Below are 20,504 nucleotides of genomic sequence, written 5' to 3'. Positions count from 1 at the left end.
TAAGGATCTGCGTCTTTTCTACTTTATGGAAACCGTTTTTTCTTGACAAGCACTTATATATTAGGTTAGACTAACGGGGCAAAGTTAGTTCAGCCTAATAGAAAGAAACAACGGATGGGATACTTTGCGGACAGAAATGTTGTCAGGAATAAAAGCAGAGAGGGCAGATTTGAAAAGATAAGCGGATATGAAAACAGAAACAAAAAAGATACAGGACAAACGCAAAAAGGAGGTAGAGACGGTTTCATCCATGATAGAGATCTACTGCCATGGCAGTCACGGGACAAAACGTGGGGAGCTGTGCGGGCAGTGTGAAAAGTTAAAGGAGTATACGACAGCGCGCACCATGCATTGTCCGTTTATGGAGACAAAGACGTTCTGCAGTGCATGTAAAGTACACTGTTATTCAAAAGAAATGCAGGAAGAAATAAGAAAAGTGATGCGCTATGCAGGACCGAGAATGTTGTTTGTGCATCCGGTACTTGCGATCCGTCATGTGAAAGTGACTTTGCAGAATAAGAGGAAACAGGCGGATTCATAAAAGAAAAGTATCTGTGACAGGATAGAGCGCAAGAATGGAGAATAACATGTTTCATAAGAGACTAATGAAGGAATTTAAGGAGAATCAGAAGTATGTGGCAGGAATGGTCGCCGCACAGTGGGGCTCACTGCTCTGTAATGTGGCGCTGATGTATGCCATCGGCGTTTTTCTGGAAAAACTGCTTCTGGGGAACAAAAACGTTGGAGAGGGAGATATCGCGAAGCTGTTTATTGTCTTTGCGGCAGTTTATATCGGACGTGCAGTGTTTACAGGCATCGGAAGCCGGTTGTCTTTTGCTGCCTCGACGCAGGTGAAAAGAAAGCTGCGAGAGCTTGTCTATGAGAAATTAATGAAGCTCGGCAGCTCTTACCACGCACATTTTGCAACATCTGAGATCGTCCAGATCAGCACGGAGGGCGTGGAGCAGTTAGAGATTTATTTTGGAAAGTATGTGCCGCAGTTTTTCTACAGCCTGCTTGCACCCCTGACACTGTTTTGCATTGTTGGAAGCATGAGCCTCAAAACGGCGGTCGTGCTGCTCCTCTGTGTTCCTTTGATCCCGGTTTCCATCGTTGCCGTGCAGAAGTTTGCGAAAAAGCTTCTGGCAAAGTACTGGGGCAGCTACACGGAACTCGGGGATTCTTTTCTGGAAAATTTACAGGGACTGACCACCTTAAAAATTTATCAGGCGGATGAGCGCTATGCAAAAAAGATGGATGAGGAGGCAGAGCAGTTCCGCAGGGTAACGATGCGTGTGCTGATCATGCAGCTCAATTCCATCAGCATCATGGATCTCGTTGCGTATGGCGGAGCGGGGATCGGGATTGTCTTTAGTGTGCTGGAACTTCGGGCTTTGCATATCACGCTGGCACAATGTATTTTTATCATACTGATCTCAGCAGAATTTTTCCTGCCGCTGCGCCTTTTAGGTTCTTTTTTTCATATCGCGATGAATGGAAATGCGGCTGCGGACAAGATTTTTAAATTGCTCGATGAGCCGCTGCCGCAGTGCGGGACGAATACAAAGATGGAGGGAGACGATATTGTATTTTCCGATGTGTCATTTGCCTACGAACCGGAAAAGCCTGTTTTAAAAGGTATTTCTTTTACGGCAAAAGAGGGTGAGTTTACGGCTCTCGTCGGAGTGTCCGGCTGTGGAAAGAGTACGGCGGCATCTCTGATGATGGGTGAAGGAGATGGTGCAGATATTTTTTCCGGCACAGTCACAGTCGGCGGTGTCAATATCCGCGAAATTGCACCGGATGCACTGTATCAGAAAATTACGGGAGTGCGCCATGACAGTTATCTCTTTGCGGGAACCGTGCGTGAAAATCTCAGTATGGGATGTGCGGATGCAACAGAGGATGAGATGCAAACGGCATTGAAGGCGGTTGACCTCTATGATACGATTTTCGAAAAAGGCGGATTATCGATGGAGATCACGGAGAAAGCATCTAATCTGTCCGGCGGGCAGAAACAGCGTCTTGCGCTTGCGCGGGCACTGCTGCACGACAGTGACATTTACATATTTGATGAGGCAACCTCAAATGTGGACGTGGAGAGCGAGAATAAGATCATGGAGGTTATCCGTGAGCTCGCACATAAGAAAACGGTAATCTTAATTTCCCACCGCCTTGCGAACGTGGTGGATGCAGACCAGATCCTTGTCATGAAAGACGGCGTGATCGAGGAAGCAGGAACTCATGATGAGCTGATGGAGAGAAAGGGATATTACTGCAGCCTTTATGAGACACAGCAGGAATTAGAACGATATGCAAAGGAGGCAGTCTGATGCAGAGAGAAGAGAAAAAAAGGGCACGCAGCGGTGTAAAAGTCATGGCGGGGCTGATCGGTATGATAAAACCGCTGCTTCCGTTTATGTTTGCTGCAATTTTAATGGGATGTGCCGGGAATCTGATGGCGACATTCATCACGATCTTAGGAGGGTTTGGTGTCCGTCAGGTTTTAGGACTCTATCAGGGCATGACGCTTTCACATATTTTTATTTCGATTGCGGTGTTTGCAGTGCTGAGGGGAATCCTGCGCTATGCGGAGCAGGCAAGCAACCACTATATTGCGTTTAAGCTGTTAGCACAGATCCGCCACAAAGTATTTGCCGCGCTGCGGAGACTCTGCCCGGCAAAATTAGACGGCAGTGAAAAGGGAAATCTGATCTCCATTATCACAAGTGATATTGAGCTGCTTGAGGTATTTTATGCGCACACGATCTCCCCGATCGCGATTGCTATACTCACATCTGGCTTTATGGTGTGGTTTATCGGGCGGATTCATCCGGCAGCGGGAGCTCTTGCAGCCGTATTTTATCTGACCGTCGGTGCAGTGATCCCGATCATCAATGGAAAACGCGGCGCTGAGAACGGGCGTATTTACCGTGACAGCTTTGGAAAATTAAATACTGTCGTTCTGGATAACCTGTATGGGCTGGATGAAATTTTGCAGTATGGACAGCAGGAAAAACGTCTGAGAGAAATGAACAGCCAGACAGAACAGTTAGAGCAGAAAAACCAGAAGTTAAAGATGGCAGAAAATATACAGCGCATCGTGACTGACGGAGTGATCCTGATCGCGGGTGTCCTTATGGCAGCAGTCTGCGGGCATTTTGCAGAGCAGGGGACGGTGAGCGCGGATCAGGCAATGGTCGCGGTGATCGCAATGATCAGCTCCTTTGGTCCGACGGCGGCACTTTCCGCACTTTCGAATAACTTACAGCACACACTTGCGAGTGGAAACCGTGTGTTGGACATTTTAGAGGAAGAGCCACTGGTGGAAGATGTTTTGGGCGGAAGTACAGTGTGTGAAGGTGATATATCCTGTGAGCATGTATCTTTTGCATATGAGTCTGCGCTGACAAAAGAGGGGCAAAAAGGAGCACAGGCTGAGTTTACAAAAGAGGATAAAGTGGAAATACAGGCTGAGTATAAAAAAAGTCCAAACGGAGTATTAGAGAACTTTGATCATGTATTTGCCGAACATAAGATCCACGGAATCTTAGGAAAGAGCGGATGCGGCAAATCAACCCTTTTAAAACTTCTGATGCGTTTTTATGAGACATCGGAGGGAGACATCCGTTATGGAAAAACGAATGTCGGTGAGATTTCGACTGCGGCACTGCGCAGCAGCATTTCCTACGTCACACAGGAGACATTCCTGTTTGAGGATACGATCGAAAATAACATCAAAGTTGCAAAAGAGGATGCAAGCAGGGAAGAAGTTGTTGCAGCGGCAAAAAAAGCGGCACTGCATGAATTTATCCTGTCACTGCCGGATGGCTATGACACGAAGTTAGCGGAGTTAGGAGACTCGGTCTCCGGCGGGGAGCGTCAGCGCATCGGTATTGCGCGTGCATTTTTACATGACGGGGACATGATATTTTTGGATGAACCGACCAGCAATATCGACAGTTTAAATGAGGGAATCATTTTAAGAAGTCTTGACAGGGAAAAAGAAAATAAAACAATTCTTCTGGTATCGCATCGGAAATCTACGATGGCGATTGCAGATGACGTAGTGGCAATGTAAGAGGGGGAGTATCATTTCACAGATCACAGTGGAATGATACTCTTTTGTTACTGTTCACAGGCAGGCATTTTCTGAACTGAAAATGCCGTATGATACAGTGGTGGCAGCAGATTTTGCCGATTTGGAATGCGAAGCATCGGTAAAATCCGTTACTGGAACGAGGTACGAGTGAACAGTAATACTCTTTTATAATATTGCATGATTATGCATAAAATGTTTGAAAAATTGCAGAAGAAACGCTACACTATAAAACGTATGGAAATACAGAAATATGGAAAGTTCTGATTGATTGTTGACAGACAAAAAATCAGTAATGTTTGGAGACCAGCTATGAAAAGTCAACCATAAATTAGTAAAAAATTTCTTTTTCATATCGGTGGTAAAAAAGGGTAACTTTAATAGAGCTCCCTTAGGGTGCTTTTTCAAAATCTATCGATATTGGTATACAGACCTCTTATTTGAGGTTAAATTCGACATTGTCGGTGAGCATCTTCCAGATGACTCTGACAAGTTTGCCGGAACAATGCCCAAGTGCATTGTAGTGAGACCGGCCTTCAGCTCTCTTGGCATCATAATAAGCCTTGAAGGTTGCGTTGTTTCTGACAACGTTCCAAGCTGCATTTACAAGGGCATATCGTAAAACACGAGAGCCACGTTTGGACATCCTTGTTGTCTTAGCCTGAAAGTTACCAGACTGATAAACAGAAGGATCCAGACCAGCAAAAGCAAGCAGCTTGTTTGGATTGGAGAAACGGTGAATATCACCTATTTCACCAAGAATCATTCCACCATTGATATAACCGATACCAGGAATGGTCATGATGACAGAATCGTTGAATTTCATGATATCCGTCATCTCAGCTTCAATCTTTTCTAATTGGCTATCCAGTAACTCGATTTGTTGAATGGTTTGAGTTATCTGAATAGATATAGCGCTGTCGTTAGCACCGACAGACTTCTGTGCGAGAACTCTTAATTCTTTGGCCTGTTCTTTGGTAAAGTGTCCGTGTGAGTTCACTTTGAGCAGATTTGCCAGATGAGTCATATGCATGGAAGCAATCTCTTTTGGAGAAGGTGCTTCTTTTAATAAAGCATAGACAGCGTGTTGATGCAGACCGGATTTGAAAAAGTATTGAATCTCCGGAAAGACCTGATCAACATAGGTTGTCAGTTGAATTTTCAATCGGGTACGTTGCTTTATGGTTTTCTGACGGAAACGTCCCAATGCCTTAAGATCCATCATATCGAGATCGAAGAAGCTGACGAATCTGAGGTTGTCCTGTATCATAAGAGTTTTAGCAATCACGTAAGTGTCGACCTTATCTGTCTTAGTTTTGCGAACGTTATTTTTTCGCATTTGACAGGTTTTGATGGGGTTCAACACACACACTTGGTAAAGCTCAGTAACAAGGTATCGAACAAGGTTGTCACCGTAGTGTGCCGTTGACTCAAGACCGATGATGAGGCTGTTCTTATCGAATGATTCGAGTTTAGAGACCAGCAGTTGGAAGCCATCAGCGTCATTTGTGAATTTGAACGGCTCAATGATTATTTCACCGTCGGAAGAAATCGCAGCGGCGAAATGATTAAGTTTGGCAATATCAATGCCTACGTAAATTTTCATGAGGTTGTACCTCCCTTTCCTAAAGTCTGATACCATGATGTCCACCAACGATTATCATCGTAGACTTGATAGAAATAAGTACTCTGAGTGAAAAACACTCCGGCAACATCCAGCTAATAAACAATTCAGATAAAGGTAGTGGCAATACACTCCAGTTGAGTAGTCAAGCTACAGAAAACAAATCAAAAGTCCATAGTATCTGAATTGTATTGAACCACGATATTAAAAGAAAGGAAATATGTGATAATTAACTTCCTAATTATCATACAAGGAAACATATGAAAAGAAAACAGATCGGAATGCTTATTTTTCTTGCAGTGATCGTGATATTACTGTTTGTAACGGCAAATACATCCGGGGTGATCACAGATCCGGAAAATTACCAGTGCGGTGTATATGCGACGGTATTTGCGCTGCTGCCGCCGGTCATTGCGATCGGTCTGGCACTCATCACGAAAGAGGTATATACGTCCCTTTTAGCCGGGATCATCACCGGAGGACTGTTATATTCCAATTTTAATTTAGAACTGATGATCAACACGATCTTCTTTCAGGAAGACGGGGGTATGGTGTATAAACTTGCGGACGCCTGGAATGTGGGTATCCTTGTATTTTTAGTCATGCTTGGAATTCTTGTCTCGATGCTTAACAAAGCGGGCGGTTCTGCTGCGTTTGGAAAATGGGCATCAAAGCATATTAAGACAAGGATCGGTGCGCAGATTTCCGTTATGATCCTTGGAGTGCTGATCTTTGTAGATGATTATTTTAACTGCCTTACGGTGGGAAGTGTGATGCGTCCGGTCACAGACCGGCACAAAGTATCCCGCGCAAAATTATCCTATATCATTGATGCGACTGCAGCTCCGGTGTGCATCATTGCGCCGATCAGTTCGTGGGCGGCGGCAGTGACATCCTCGGTGCCGGAAGATTCCGGAATCAACGGTTTTGCTGTATTTTTACAGACGATCCCGTATAACCTGTATGCGATACTGACACTGGTCATGGTTTTACTTGTGACGGTACTCAGGGTTGACTTTGGACCGATGAAAAAACATGAGATGAATGCAATCGCAGGAGATCTGTTTACCACGCCGGGAAGACCTTATGAGGGAAATGAAGAAGAGGTCATCAATGAGAAAGCACATGTGCTGGATCTGATTCTTCCGGTTGCGGTTCTCATCGCAAGCTGTATTGTGGCAATGGTTTATACCGGTGGATTTTTTGAGGGTGCTTCCTTTGTCGATGCGTTTGCAGCTTCGGATGCATCGGTGGGACTGGTGCTTGGCGGTGCGGTCACGCTGGTATTTACATTTATCTATTATATGATGCGTGATGTGCTGTCCTTTGAAGAGTTTGCAAAATGTATCCCGGAGGGATTCCAGTCCATGATCGCGCCGATTCTGATCCTTACGATGGCGTGGACGTTATCGGGTATGACAAACCTGCTCGGTGCAAAATATTTTGTGGCAGATCTTGTGGCAAATTCTGCATCTGCGATGCAGGGATTTCTTCCGATGATCATTTTCCTGGTTGCTGCGTTTCTGGCATTTGCAACCGGAACATCCTGGGGAACATTCAGCATTCTGATCCCGATCGTGATCGGGGTATTTCCGGAAGGACAGATGATGGTTATCTCCATCGCATCCTGTCTGGCGGGTGCAGTCTGCGGAGACCACTGTTCACCGATCTCCGACACGACGATCATGGCATCTGCCGGTGGTCACTGTGAACACGTCAACCATGTGGTGACACAGCTTCCGTATGTGCTTGTTGTGGGAAGTGTATGTATGGTTGGATATCTTCTGATCGGTATTTTTAAGGTAGTGGGACTTGACGCCATTGTATGGCTGACACTTCCAATCTGCATCGTGCTTCTTTGTGTGGTTCTCTTTGTGATCCGGACAAAAAACGGCGGCAAAGAGGAAATTTGAGTTTTGCGGGTACGAAGGATGATCCGTAATTGCAAAAATAAATAAGAGGACTAAAATAGTGGTATCAGGTCTATAACGCCTGAAGAAAGGAAAAACAAAATGGTAAAACATATTATTTTATGGAAACTGAAAGAGGAATTTTCAGAGGAGGAGAAAAAACAGATCAAAGCAGGGATCAAGGAAGGATTAGAAGGTCTTGCCGGTCAGATCCCGGGAATGACAGAAATCAAAGTGCGCATCGACTGTCTGCCGAGTTCAACCGTGGATGTCATGCTAGATTCCACATTTGAGAGTGCGGAAGCATTAAAAACTTACAGTACACATCCGAAACATGTGGCAGTCGCAGACAGTAAAGTCAGACCGTATACGGCGGTGAGATCCTGCATGGACTATGAGATATAAACGGACAGAAAAGAGGATTTATATGTCATTAGAAAAAGCGAAAGCATATTTGGAGAATAAAGGATTTTTGGATCATGTGATCGAGCTGGCTGATTCCACGGCAACCGTTGCGATGGCGGCGGAAGCACTTGGGGTGGAGCCGGGCATGATCGCAAAGACGATGTCCTTTTTACAGGGAGAGCAGGCGGTGCTGATTCTGACGGAAGGCACGGCGAAAGTCGATAACCGCAAATACAAGGATACATTTCATGTGAAAGCGAAGATGATTCCGTCTGATGCGGTTGAGGAAGTGATCGGTCATGCGCCGGGCGGGGTGTGCCCGTTTGGAATCAACGATGGTGTGGAAGTGTATCTCGACGAAAGTCTGAAAAAATTTACTATCGTATATCCGGCAGCGGGAAATGACCACAGTGCAGTGAAACTCACGATCCCGGAACTTGAGCAGATCGCCGGGGCAAAAGGCTGGGTCGATGTCTGCAAGGAAGAAAATGTTTAGACAGACCGTAGTGTGAAAAATTAAATTTTCACATGTAAGAATGGCGGTTAAATGAAAGGAAAGATACTTTGGAATGAAAGTTGGAGTAATTGCAGATATTCACAGCAACCAGACCGCATTCCGGGCATGTGTGGACTATATGGTAAATGCCGGATGTGAGGAATTTCTGCTTCTGGGAGATTTTATTTCGGATACCGCCGGTGCAAGGCAGACGATGGAACTTCTCTATGAATTAATGGAACAGTTCCCATGTCATGTGCTGCGCGGAAACCGGGAAGAATATATGATAGAACAGCGTAAGATTCGGGAGAAGGAGGAAGAAGAAAAATTCTGGCTTGCCAATTCCGCCAGCGGCAATCTTTTGTATACTTACAGGCAGCTCACGGAAAGAGATCTGGATTTTTTTGAGAGCCTTCCGATCACGTTTCGTTATGAAAAGGAAGGATATCCGGCGTTTACCTGCTGTCACGGTTCTCCGGTCAATACAAGAGAACTGCTCCAGCTTGACAGTGACCGCACAAAAGAGGTATTAGAAGAGATCGATACTGACTATCTGCTTGCAGCCCATACACATTTTCCGGGTATCAGCAGATATCAGGGAAAAACCTATATGAATACCGGTTCCTGTGGAATTGCGATCGGAGATCCGGGATACGCGCATGCCATCATCTTAGAGTCCGGTCAAAATGAATGGAAACCGGAATTTTTGCGGATCCCTTACGATAGCAATCAGGTGATACTGGATATTTTTACATCGGGACTTTATGATATGGCGCCATGGTTTTTAAATAACAATCTGCACATTTTACTGACTGGAACAGATCTGACACCGGAACTTGTTAATCTGGCAGCGAAACTGCAGGAAGAAAATGATATGGGAGCAAAGCGCTGGCCGCATATCGAAGAAAAATATTTTGCACAGGCAGCGGATTCATTGAAAATTCCGGATTACACATTTTTGCGCTATATCCGCCCCGCTGTAAAAGAAGATACCGGGAAAATCTTAGAATTGTACCATTCCATGATCGGCGGAGCGGCAGGCTGGAATGAGTACTATCCTGGAATTGACACAATAGAATCCGATCTTTCCAGAAATGCGCTTTTTGTGATGGAAAATGAAGACGGGGAACTGCTGGCGTCGATCTCCATAGATGCAGACGAGGCAGTGGACAGCTTAAAATGCTGGAATCAGACGTTGCTTCCGGGTGCCGAACTGGCAAGGCTCTGTATCCGGAAAGAGTATCAGAATAAAAAACTGGCAAGGATGATGATGGCGTATGCCATGAATGTCCTGAGGAAACAGGGAAAGAGATCTGTTCATATTTTGGTGCATGAAGGGCATGAGGTGGCAATGCGTGCTTATATGCATCTGGGATATGAGAAAGTGGGGGAATGTAGTCTTTATGATATGCGGTTTGTGTGCATGGAAAGGGCGCTGTAGTGAAAAATGAAATAGAGAATAATTGCTGGTCAGGGCAGGCTTATTTGCCTGCCCCTAATTCTCTGTCTTTTGCCATAAAGAACAAGGCGATGGTATCCGGACCCACATGGCTTCCGGTACAGAAATCGTAAGAAGTATTGATAAATTCCCGCACAGAGATTTTTTCCTGAATTTTATCCATGACATAGAGCGAGTCTTCGTAGGCATCGGCATGTGCAATTCCGATGATCTGTTTTTCCGGTTCCACGATATTGTCACAGACAAGAGAGATGAGCTCGTTCAACGCAGCTTTTCTTCCGCGGCATTTCTTGTACTGGACAATAAAACCGTCTTTGTTTCCGCGCAGGATCGGTTTGATACTCAAAAGGTTGCCGACGAGAGCAGTTGCGCCGCTCAAACGTCCGGTTCTGGAAAGATATTTTAAATCACCGACGGTAAATACACCGTTCATCTTTGCAGGGTACGTTTCTAAGATATCTGCTACTTCATCAATCTCCATACCTTTATCACGCATTTCACTTGCGTAGATCGCTAAAATTCCCTGTGCTAAAGAAGCATTGAGTGAATCGATCAGACGGATTTTTCTGCCGTTTACCGGATCATGCATCAGATCTTCTGCGGCGAGTCTTGCGGAGTTGAAATTTCCGCTGATATTTTTGCTAAGCGAGAAATACAGCACATCTTCGTTATTTTCCATGGCACTGCGGAATGCATCTTCAAATATAGCAGTGCTGATCAGACCGGTCTTTACATCTGCACCCTGGCGTACGGCATCGTAATATTCATGACCTTTCTGACGTTCCTCTTCCGGGGATAATTCCGGATCAAAACAGGTGACTTCTTTTCCATTTACAAAGTTGATAAAAGAAAGAACTTTGATCTTATATTTTTTTACAAGTTCTGCGGGAATATTTGCCGCAGAGTCAACGATAATCTGAAACATGATGTTCTCCAATCCTGTTAAATAGTTATAGTATACAGTGTAAGCGGTTTTGAAAACTATGTCAAGTGGTTTTGGAACGTTTTCCTCTTTATTTTATAAAAGAGAATAATAGTATCATTGACGCTGACCATGTGGTATACTGCATTTAAGTAAATCGGTGTTTGGGAGGAAAATTCTTTTATGAAAGTGAAGTGTGTTTGGGAACATAATGGCGATGACAGTATTCTGTATGCGTCCAATTTCATTGGTGCATTTACAAGAGGTAAATCTAAGTGTGAAGCTATTGGGAAGATGTCGTCTGAAATTTCAGCTTACCTGAAGTGGAAAGGAGCTTTAACTTGGGATGTTCCGGAACCTGAGATCATTCAAGAAAAAGTGTCAACACTTACCATTTCTGATGCAGACTCAGATGTGCTTTTTGACGAGGAGAAAAAGCCATTAAGCATGGCGGAATATGAAGAATTAAAATCACTTGCCCTGAAATCTGCACGGGATTTCCTGACGATGTACGAAGCGGTACCGGATAAAGATAAAAGTGTTTTACCGGTCAGACAAACCTTTTACGGTGAGATTCCACGCTCAGCATATGAAATGTATGAGCATACGAAGAATGTGAATGCTTACTATTTTGGAGAAATTGGTGTTCAGGCAGATAATAACGGAACTATCGAAGAATGCAGGAAACGAGGATTTGAACTGTTAGCGCATCAGCCGGAATTTTTGGAGAATAAAGTTTATCTTGGAAGCTATGATGAAGAATGGTCATTGCGGGAGGTGGCAATATGTGGTTCTGGTGGTTTATTTTGATATGCGATTGTATTATTCCAGCGATTATGATAATTGTGGGCAGAATGATGTGGAAACATTGTCCAAAGAAGATCAATGGAGTTGTGGGATACCAAACTAAGATGTCAATGATAAATATGGATACCTGGAGATTTGCACATGACCATGCAGGAAAACTTTGGTGGAAAGTCGGTATTGGTCTGTTGGGACCTACAATGCTTATACATATTCCTTTTTATGGAGCAAGTGACGATACAATGGGAATTTTGAGTATTATTATCATTGTAATACAACTGGTGTTTTTGATTGGGCCTATTTTTCTAACGGAAAAGGCATTAAAAAATAATTTCAATGAGGATGGGACAAAGCGATAGATTCCAATTTGTAGAATTAGGGGAGAGTACATATGCATTTTGTAGAAGCAAAGGGAATTCTTTCAAGTAATAATGGAATGAATATATACAGAGGCTGTACGCATGGCTGCATTTATTGCGACAGCAGGAGTAACTGCTATGGATTTACACATGAATTTGAGGATATAGAGGTAAAAGCAAATGCTCCACAGCTTCTTGAAAAGGCATTAAAATCCAAACGCAAAAAATGTATGATAGGAACCGGTGCTATGTGCGATCCTTATCTTCAAGCAGAAGAAAAATTAAAACTGACCAGAAGATGTTTGGAGCTGATTGACAAATATGAATATGGTGTTGCAATTCAGACAAAATCTACCAGAATATTGCGGGATATGGATATTTTAAAATCAATCAACGCGAAAGCAAAAGCTGTTGTACAGATGACAATGACTACTTATGACGAAACACTCTGCAAGATTTTAGAGCCGAATGTTTCTACAACCCATGAGAGATTTGAAGCACTTATGCAATTTAAAAAGGCAGGGATTCCAACTGTCGTGTGGCTGACACCTATATTACCTTTTATAAATGATACAAAGGAAAACATCAATGGTATTCTTGATTACTGTATGGAAGCTGGCGTAAAAGGAATCATATGCTTCAACATGGGAGTTACATTAAGGGATGGAGACAGGGAATATTTTTATCAGGCATTGGACAGATATTTTTCAGGGCTTAAGAAAAAATACATCTATACATATGGAAATGCATATGATCTGGCAAGCCCTGATAACGAGAAACTTATGGATATGTTCAGAAAAAGATGCGCCGAAAATGGAATTATCTATGATCCAAATGAGTGTTTCCGGTATCTTCATGAGTTACCGGATAAATATGTTCAGATGTTTTTGAATTTGACATAATAACAGAATGATAATGTCTCTTAAAAAGTTTGGAAAAATAGTTGTTGTCGTCAAAACCACAGTCCGTTGCAATTTCCTGTATGTTATTTTCTGTATTAACCAGTAGCTGAGCAGCTTTTTGTAGCCTGTAGATCTTCGACAAATTCTTATAAATAATAAAATTGGTCCTAGTGTTATTGCGCGTGGGGTGCAGTAATTAAGGAAGACGTTCCGTTTTGTTTCTTCAAAACTCCAATGTACGGATATATAGTTGATGTATATTGTATTCCTGAAAAAAGAAGAAACGGTTATTCTTCAAAAATAATAGAAGAGTTACTACAATGGTTAAAAATCAAAGGTGTTCATATGTTTATAGAATCAACTTTCTAAGGCTGCCTCACCTCTCAAGTGCGATAGCCTTTCTTCATATAACAGGAAATGAATAGCAAAAAGGGAGAAAAATAATAAGAACGGTGGGAAATTGTAAGAAATCTGTAAGAAATATCCCACTTTTTTTGTAAGAAGCCCCGGATAAGATAGACATAGGCTTTAAGGAGGAGTAAATACAGCATGAGTGAATGTATATTAGTCGTGGATGACGACCGCGAGATCGTAAGGGCAATCGCAATACTTTTGGAAAAGGAGGGATATCAGGTATTAAAAGCGTATGATGGCATGCAGGCATTAGAGCTCATAGCGGAGCAGAAGGTACATCTGGTGATCATGGATGTCATGATGCCAAAACTCGACGGATTATCTGCGGTATTGAAAATACGCGAGCGAAAAAACATTCCGATCATTGTGCTCAGTGCAAAGAGTGAGGACACAGACAAAGTCTTAGGACTGTCCATGGGAGCGGATGATTATGTGGCAAAACCTTACAATCCACAGGAGTTAGCAGCGCGTGTGAAAAGTCATCTCCGCAGGTATACAAGTCTTGGGGATATCCATAAAGCAGATGATGATGGATGTATCACGAATGGCAGGCTGGAGTTCCATACGAATGAGCGAGTGCTTTATGTGGACAAAGAGCCGGTCAGGCTGACTGCGACGGAGACAAAGATCATGGAGCTTCTGATGAAATATCCGGGACGCGTTTTCCCGGCGGAGGAAATTTATGAGCGTGTCTGGAATGAGCAGGGGTATGCATGCGAAAATACGGTCATGGTACATATCAGGCGCATCCGTGAAAAAATTGAACTCAATCCAAAAGAGCCGGAATACTTAAAGGTGGTGTGGGGAATTGGCTATAAAATCGAAAAAATGGAAAAATAGGATTGTATTTTTAGTGTTCTTTATCGGAATCAGTATGCTGATGGCAGGAATCGGCAGATTTGCATATGAGAGCTATTCTGTCGGTGTGGATGAGGTCTGTGCGGAACTGAAAGAAAAGGACTATCAGGAGTCTAAAGAATTTAGAAACACCGTGCTGAACAGATTTTATACGTTTCTTGATGTGGCGACTGGAAACTATCATGGGGACAGCGGATATAGCGGCAGTGCTGTGAACGAGGAAAATATTGACGATTATCTGTCATCGGGAGGAAATTTTTTTGATAGGCTGTTTGGAACAAATAACGGAATTTCGGAGTATGTAGTGGGCACGGCTGCGACGTCGGACATTTATGAAAACCCGGATGCAGCAGAGACTGCGGGCACAGATGAGAACTCTTCCACGACGTATGAGGAGGTGTCAGACACGGAACATATTTATATGGCGTCTGACGACAGTACCGGTTATCAGGAAAAAAGCGAAGAAGAATATTTTGCGGACGTTAATAAGGATCATAATTTTTTCTATGAGATCTGCTATGACGGAAAAATAATGTATTCAAATATGCCTGATGATGTGACAGATGCTACATCATCAGATGGCGCATCCTCTGATGGGAAAAACAACACGGCTGCTTTGTTAAAAAATCTTCCGGAGGGGTATAATTATGCATTTCATTTTGATGGAAAAAAAGTGACGATCGAAAAAGACGGAGTGGAGCAGGATGTCTATGGAGATGGCATTTACCGCGAGGGAGAGGACTGGTATGTACCGGGTTTTCAAAACCTGATGGAAAAAGAATCCTGGGAGAAAGCGGATATCCGGATCATCATAGCAAAAGATCCGGTGCAGTATATGGGAGAAGATGATGCTGGAAATTCCTGGATCTGTAATTCTTTTTACGATCTTAACACACGGTGGACGCAGCAGCATAAACGCTATATACAGGCAATTTATTTTATCATTGCAGGCATTCTTTGTCTGTGTGCCAGCAGATTTTTCAAAGATGCAAAGAAACAGGAAGATAGCGTGATCGCCGCCCTGAGTGCGAAAATCTGGTTTGAATGGAAAATCTTAGCTACGATTCTGGTGCTGCTTCTTGTCTTGAGGATACAGTATGATTTTCCGGGTCTGGTGGAACTGCCGGTGATTTTTTGGCTCTGTTATTTCTGGATCAATGATGCAAAATATAATAAAAAAATCTGGCAAAATGGATTTTTCGGAAAACTGCTCGCACAGGCAGAGACAAAAAATATGTCCCTGCCATTTGCAAAACGGCTGGTAAGGGCTCTGTATGGGATCATTGGAATTACGGTATTTGGGCTGGCGGTAACTTGTGTGATGCTTGTTTTACTGCTGATCGTAAATTACAGACTGGCAAATTTTATTTACTGGCTGTTACTGCTGACCGGGTTTGCAGGGGTATTTTGTATCCTGCTTGGTATGGAATATTTCTATCAGAAAAGAAACCGGAATTTGGCAAGATCTTTAGAACAGCTTTCAAAAAGGATTACAGAGATCAGTAGTGGACATTATGAACCGGCAGATATGGTGAAAGCAGAAGACAGTGATATCCGCGCCATGGAAGAAGCATTAGAGCAGATCGGACAGGGAATGGAAACTGCGATAGAGGAGCGTATCAAGAGCGAGCGCATGAAAGTGGAACTGGTGGCGAATGTGTCCCATGATATTAAAACACCACTGACCTCCATTATCAGTTATATTGAGCTGCTAAAACAGGAGGAAAATCTGTCACCGGAGATTCAGGATTATATCCGGATTCTGGAAGAAAAATCGGAGCGGCTGAAAAATATGGTGCAGGATGTATTTTCTGTCAGCAAAGCGGCATCCGGACAGCTTGCGGTTGAGATGGAAGAAATTGATTTTGGAAAGCTTCTGCGGCAGACACTTGCAGATATGGACGGTGAGATTCAAAAGAGCCCGTACAAATTCAAAATTGATATACCTAAGGAGGCGGTCATGGTATATGCCGACGGAGACCGGATGTACCGGGTATTCCAGAATCTGATCGGTAATGCACTCAAATATTCGCTGGAGGGTTCACGGATCTATATTTCATTAAAAACAGAGAAAAATGCTGCAGTTGCAGATATTCGCAATACATCGCGCAGTGAATTAAAACAGGATGTGGATTTTACCGCACGTTTTACAAGAGGGGATGAGAGCCGTACCGATGGCGGAAGCGGGCTGGGACTTTCGATTGCGAAAAGTTTTACGGAGGCCTGTGGTGGAACATTTGAAGTGGAGACGATGGCGGATCTGTTTACGGTAAAGGTCAGTTTTGAACAAAAAAAGTGCAATGTTTGACATGGAAACCTCTTCGAAAGTGCAGTACAATAAAAAAATTAAATCATGTATATAAGGAGAGGAAATATGAAGATTACAATTTCACAGAGAAAACGTGCGGATATCATGCCGGATATGATGGGACTGTTTTTTGAGGATATCAATTATGCGGCGGATGGAGGTCTGTATGCAGAGATGCTGGAAAACAGGGCATTTGAGTTTGTCGACTGTTATGGGGATAAGGCAGATTATTATACTGAATTTGACGGACTGTATGGCTGGGAATGTTATCCGAAAGAGAAAAATGCCAGAATGCGGTGTGTCATGGGAAGCCCGGTTGCGGAAGAAAATCCGCATTATTTAAGATTTACGGCGGAGGAATCGCAGGCGGGTTTTAAAAATCAGGCTTATGACGGGATCGTATTGAAAAAGGATGCGCAGTATGAGGTATCGTTTTATGCGAGAAGTATTTCTTACCAGGGCAGAATACAGATATCAGTACAAAAGGACGGGATTATTGCCGCATCCGGTGAAACAGAACTTTTGCCCGGCAAAAAACAGGAGCCGCATAACTGGAAAAAATATCATCTTTTACTTACTGCAAAAGAAGATGTAAAAGGCGGAGATTTTGCTGTCATGTTAGAACAGACAGGTGTTGTGGAGTTTGATTTCTTTTCCATGATGCCAAAAGATGCCGTGTGTGGTATCTTCCGACGGGATCTGTTTGAATTATTAAAGGATCTGCAGCCTGGATTTATCCGGTTTCCGGGTGGGTGTATTATTGAAGGCAATACATTGTCTAACCGGTACCGGTTCAAGGAGACACTAAAACCGGTAGAGCATCGCAGATCCAACTGGAATCGCTGGGCAGTGCATCTGGTAAATGAGGAAAACGGATATCACAGTGTATTTTCACATTATAACCAGACACTTGGAATGGGATATTATGAATTTTTCCTGCTCTGCGAGGCACTTGGTGCGAAACCGCTTCCTGTGTTAAACGTCGGACTGGCATGCCAGTATCAGTCTTATGAGATGGTACAGCCCGGGACGGAGGCGTTTGGGCAGTACTTACAGGATGCACTGGATCTGATCGAGTTTGCAAATGGTGCGGAAGACGGCAGATGGGGCAGTGTGCGCGTGGCAATGGGACATAAAGAACCGTTCCATCTTACAATGCTTGGAATTGGCAATGAACAGTGGGAGACAGAGAAGTCCGGATTTTTTGAGAGGTATCGTCTGTTTGAAGAATGCATTCATGCAAAATATCCGGAGATCCGGCTGATCGGTTCTGCAGGACCGGATATCACATCAGAACGTTATGAAAAGGCATGGAAATATTATCATGGCGCAGTAAAAACACAGAAAAATTATGTATATGCAGTAGATGAACATTATTATGTGGAACCGGACTGGTTTTATGCGCATACAGATTTTTACGATGAATATCCAAGAGATGTCAAAGTATTTGCAGGGGAATATGCAGCGCACCCGGGGCACACTGAATTGATGGAACAGAAAAACTGTCTTGGAGGGGCATTAGCAGAGGCTGCATTTTTAACCGGAGTGGAAAGAAATGCAGATGTGGTCGTACTGGCGTCTTATGCACCATTATTTGCCAGACTTGGATTTACACAGTGGGCGCCGGATATGATCTGGTTTGACGGAGAAACATCGTACGCAACGCCGAATTATTATGTGCAAAAGATGTTTTCATGCATGAAAGGGACATCGGTGTTAGATACTCTTGGGGAAGAAAAGAAAACACAGATGGAGCAGGTCTATTATAATCCGGTAAGAGATGATGCGACAGGCGCAGTTTATTGCAAAATCGTGAATGCGTCGGAGAAGGAAAAACAGCTTACCATTTGTGATGAGACTGGAAAACCGTATCAGGTTGAGCGTGTATGGCTGTTGGGCGGAATGGAAAAAGAAGCTTTTAATTCCCTGGAGAAGCCGGATCGGGTGGCAATCCGGGAGATGGAACAGAAAGCCGGGGAAGAAAGAGGGGTAATAACCCTCGAAAAGAACACATTTGCAGTGTTACAGCTGATAGCGCCGGTGCCTGAGATATCTTTATGTTAAGAATAAAACCGCTGGATGGCGAGTACATCGCTGCCCAGCGGTTTTTTGTCAGTCACATTCATTCTGTGTTTCACAGAAATTCTGATAAGGAAAACGGATCAGAATTTTATTTTCGTAAAAAGGAATGGAAGAAAATGTAATGTCTGTTTTTCCGTAAAAGGAGTTGAGACGATGGTAAATATTGTGAAGTCCGACATGATGTCTGCCGTCTGCATCTGTCCCTGAACCATACATGATTTCTTTGGCGTGCTCTATATCTATGCCGGCACCGTTGTCTGTGATGGCGATACTTAAGGTGTCAGGCTCTCTCCAGATGGAAATATCGATCATGGGAGCAATCGGGAAATAGACACTGCTGTCGATGGAAAAACCGTGCTTTAAGGCATTTTCAACCAGAGGCTGTAAAATGGATTTTAAAATCTTCATGGAGAGCAGATCACCGTCAATATTGGTGGTCAGATGGATACTGTGCCGAAAACGGTAATTCATGATATTGACGTAGGCTTTGACCTGGTCGACCTCCTGGCTGATCAGATGCTGGCTGTTTCCGTAAGATAAGCTGATGCGGAGGTAGCCGCCGAGGTTTGACAGCATCGAGGAGGCAGTATCATTATGATGATTGTAGATTTCCATATTAATACATTCCAGTGTATTGTAAAGAAAATGTGGATTGATCTGCTCGGAGAGCAGCCGCAGTTCCATCTGGAAATTCTCCCGTTCATCCTGTTTGATCTGCCGGAACTGCTGCTGGATTGTCTGATACATGGAATCGATGGAGCGGCTTAACTGACCGATCTCGTCGGCAGGAGGGATTCCGTCAGCCGGTTTTTCATAGGTCCCTATTTCAATCTCCTGTACGGACTGCATCAGGAGTTTCAGCGGTTTTGTGACAAAACGTGTCACAAAAAACAGCAGGAACGGAATCAGTAAAAACATGACCAGAGCGATCGATAAGAGCATAAGGTCAAGGCTGCGGATCCTGGTATAAACCGCATATTCCGGCAGGATATTTGCCAGATACAGGTCGCTGTTTGCAATCGGCACGAGAAGGATATAGCGGTCACCGGTGTGCAGTAATTTATTGCCGGTACCGGACAGATAGCGGATGCCGCGCTGGATGGCTGTGTCCGTGGCGATGGCATAATTGTCATCCGCAGAGGACAGGCTGATGGGAGTACCGGAGCCGTCGGTAAGGTAGAGCAGGACATCCGAGGTGCTTCCGTTGTAATAAAGAGCCAGATAATCCTGGATATGCTGTGCATTCAGGAAAAAATATAAAACAGCATCACAGTTTTCGTAGGAGTCAGCTAACAATACCATCCGCTCACTCGGATTGACGGTAAGAAGGTAAGTAATGACAACCATGTCCGACTGGCCGCGGAAAGGACTTTGTGTGGCAGGATGAATGCAGATGGAGGGGGCGCCGGACAGTGCATATGTGTCCGTCGGCGAAAAGGTGTCATCGCGCAGTCTTGATTTATAGGAGTAGAAAAGCTGGCCTTTGGTGTCGGAAAACATGGCAGTGTGGATCAGTGAGCTGCTGTCCGTATAAAGGGAGAGCTGTGACTGCAGACTCGTATTTAAGTTCATGTACTCTTTGGTGTGTGGTACGGACACATCACACATGAGCTGGTAGGAGTCCGCAGATGCCGTATGGCTGACAAAACGTTTTAAAATATTTTCATATTCCTCGGAAAATGCGTCGGCAGCGTAGGTTGTATCGCGTGTGGCATTCCGCAGGGTTTCGTTTGCCACATAGTGGCGGAAAAATATTTCTAATGCGATGCCTACGACAAGCAGGATTGCAATAACAGTCAGCATGATATAAAGCCAGATCTTCATGGCTAATTTTGTGGAAAATATAGAGTGTTTCATAAGGA

At 43.9% G+C, this 20,504-nt stretch carries 18 protein-coding genes; 14 read left to right on the top strand and 4 right to left on the bottom strand.

From position 1 onward, the window contains the following. Window positions 1–187: 187 nt before the first annotated feature. From RIL182_RS12025 to RIL182_RS12015, 3 genes are read left to right on the top strand one after another with little or no spacing between them, the layout of a single operon-like run. Window positions 188–541 carry a nitrous oxide-stimulated promoter family protein gene (locus RIL182_RS12025; protein WP_006856859.1) on the top strand — a complete coding sequence of 118 codons (354 nt, stop codon included), beginning with the start codon at window positions 188–190 and terminating at the stop codon, window positions 539–541. A 46-nt stretch (window positions 542–587) separates the two neighbouring features. Beyond that, window positions 588–2,333: an ABC transporter ATP-binding protein/permease gene (locus tag RIL182_RS12020; protein WP_044998930.1), complete on the top strand. Its 1,746-nt coding sequence runs from the start codon at window positions 588–590 to the stop codon at window positions 2,331–2,333. Continuing rightward, a complete protein-coding gene (locus tag RIL182_RS12015; protein WP_006856860.1) occupies window positions 2,333–4,081 on the top strand; it encodes an amino acid ABC transporter ATP-binding/permease protein in 1,749 nt (582 codons plus the stop codon). Before RIL182_RS12020 ends, RIL182_RS12015 begins: the two co-directional genes overlap by 1 nt. Before the next feature lie 454 nt (window positions 4,082–4,535). Here RIL182_RS12015 and RIL182_RS12010 read toward each other — a convergent pair whose 3' ends face one another. Further along, window positions 4,536–5,705, bottom strand: a complete 1,170-nt coding sequence (locus RIL182_RS12010; protein ID WP_134523052.1) for an IS110 family RNA-guided transposase — start codon at window positions 5,703–5,705, stop codon at window positions 4,536–4,538. A gap of 278 nt (window positions 5,706–5,983) precedes the next feature. On the opposite strand from RIL182_RS12010, the gene RIL182_RS12005 reads away from it, so the two are divergent. From RIL182_RS12005 to RIL182_RS11990, 4 genes are all read left to right on the top strand, one after another. After that, entirely contained in the window at window positions 5,984–7,636 is a 1,653-nt protein-coding gene (locus RIL182_RS12005) for a Na+/H+ antiporter NhaC family protein (RefSeq protein WP_006858810.1), read from the top strand. A gap of 99 nt (window positions 7,637–7,735) precedes the next feature. Continuing rightward, window positions 7,736–8,038, top strand: coding sequence for a Dabb family protein (locus tag RIL182_RS12000; RefSeq protein ID WP_006858809.1), 303 nt, complete (start codon window positions 7,736–7,738; stop codon window positions 8,036–8,038). A 22-nt stretch (window positions 8,039–8,060) separates the two neighbouring features. Next, complete coding sequence (locus RIL182_RS11995; protein WP_044999494.1) at window positions 8,061–8,534, top strand: YbaK/EbsC family protein; 474 nt, start codon at window positions 8,061–8,063, stop codon at window positions 8,532–8,534. A 73-nt stretch (window positions 8,535–8,607) separates the two neighbouring features. Next, window positions 8,608–9,975, top strand: coding sequence for a GNAT family N-acetyltransferase (locus tag RIL182_RS11990; protein ID WP_006858807.1), 1,368 nt, complete (start codon window positions 8,608–8,610; stop codon window positions 9,973–9,975). Window positions 9,976–10,015: 40 nt separating this feature from the next. Here the strand turns inward: RIL182_RS11990 and RIL182_RS11985 are convergent, their stop codons facing one another. Next, the gene (locus RIL182_RS11985) at window positions 10,016–10,918 is read right to left on the bottom strand and encodes a DegV family protein (RefSeq protein WP_134523325.1); all 903 of its coding nucleotides are present in this window, start codon (window positions 10,916–10,918) and stop codon (window positions 10,016–10,018) included. Between the two features lie 180 nt (window positions 10,919–11,098). Between RIL182_RS11985 and RIL182_RS11980 the strand changes: the two genes are divergently transcribed. Genes RIL182_RS11980 through RIL182_RS11970 form a run of 3 tightly spaced genes read left to right on the top strand, consistent with a single transcriptional unit; the run spans window position 11,099 to window position 12,980 of the window. Beyond that, window positions 11,099–11,725, top strand: a complete 627-nt coding sequence (locus RIL182_RS11980; protein ID WP_006858804.1) for a hypothetical protein — start codon at window positions 11,099–11,101, stop codon at window positions 11,723–11,725. Then, complete coding sequence (locus RIL182_RS11975; RefSeq protein WP_006858803.1) at window positions 11,701–12,078, top strand: SdpI family protein; 378 nt, start codon at window positions 11,701–11,703, stop codon at window positions 12,076–12,078. The genes RIL182_RS11980 and RIL182_RS11975 overlap by 25 nt, the downstream gene beginning before the upstream one ends. Before the next feature lie 32 nt (window positions 12,079–12,110). After that, on the top strand, window positions 12,111–12,980 hold the full coding sequence (locus tag RIL182_RS11970) for an SPL family radical SAM protein (RefSeq protein ID WP_006858802.1): 870 nt from the start codon (window positions 12,111–12,113) through the stop codon (window positions 12,978–12,980). On the opposite strand, the gene RIL182_RS22320 is transcribed toward RIL182_RS11970, so the two are convergent. Next, complete coding sequence (locus RIL182_RS22320; protein ID WP_157579714.1) at window positions 12,898–13,122, bottom strand: helix-turn-helix domain-containing protein; 225 nt, start codon at window positions 13,120–13,122, stop codon at window positions 12,898–12,900. The genes RIL182_RS11970 and RIL182_RS22320 overlap by 83 nt on opposite strands. A 92-nt stretch (window positions 13,123–13,214) precedes the next feature. Between RIL182_RS22320 and RIL182_RS22315 the strand changes: the two genes are divergently transcribed. The 4 genes from RIL182_RS22315 to RIL182_RS11945 all read left to right on the top strand — a co-directional run bounded on the left by RIL182_RS22315 (window position 13,215) and on the right by RIL182_RS11945 (window position 18,624). Continuing rightward, the gene (locus RIL182_RS22315; RefSeq protein ID WP_118413090.1) at window positions 13,215–13,349 is read left to right on the top strand and encodes a GNAT family N-acetyltransferase; all 135 of its coding nucleotides are present in this window, start codon (window positions 13,215–13,217) and stop codon (window positions 13,347–13,349) included. Window positions 13,350–13,529: 180 nt separating this feature from the next. Further along, window positions 13,530–14,234, top strand: coding sequence for a response regulator transcription factor (locus tag RIL182_RS11955; RefSeq protein WP_006858801.1), 705 nt, complete (start codon window positions 13,530–13,532; stop codon window positions 14,232–14,234). After that, window positions 14,203–16,560 (top strand): sensor histidine kinase, encoded by a 2,358-nt coding sequence (locus RIL182_RS11950; RefSeq protein WP_006858800.1) that lies wholly within the window; start codon window positions 14,203–14,205, stop codon window positions 16,558–16,560. The genes RIL182_RS11955 and RIL182_RS11950 overlap by 32 nt, the downstream gene beginning before the upstream one ends. A gap of 66 nt (window positions 16,561–16,626) precedes the next feature. Next, the gene (locus RIL182_RS11945) at window positions 16,627–18,624 is read left to right on the top strand and encodes an alpha-L-arabinofuranosidase C-terminal domain-containing protein (protein ID WP_044999490.1); all 1,998 of its coding nucleotides are present in this window, start codon (window positions 16,627–16,629) and stop codon (window positions 18,622–18,624) included. A 48-nt stretch (window positions 18,625–18,672) separates the two neighbouring features. Here RIL182_RS11945 and RIL182_RS11940 read toward each other — a convergent pair whose 3' ends face one another. Beyond that, window positions 18,673–20,499, bottom strand: coding sequence for a sensor histidine kinase (locus RIL182_RS11940; RefSeq protein WP_015560417.1), 1,827 nt, complete (start codon window positions 20,497–20,499; stop codon window positions 18,673–18,675). Between the last annotated feature and the right edge of the window lie 5 nt (window positions 20,500–20,504).

This window comes from Roseburia intestinalis L1-82 (genome assembly GCF_900537995.1).
Taxonomy (GTDB): Bacteria; Bacillota; Clostridia; order Lachnospirales; family Lachnospiraceae; genus Roseburia; species Roseburia intestinalis.
The sequence above is the reverse complement of the archived record's forward strand: the minus strand, read 5'-3'. Positions and strand labels throughout refer to the sequence as shown.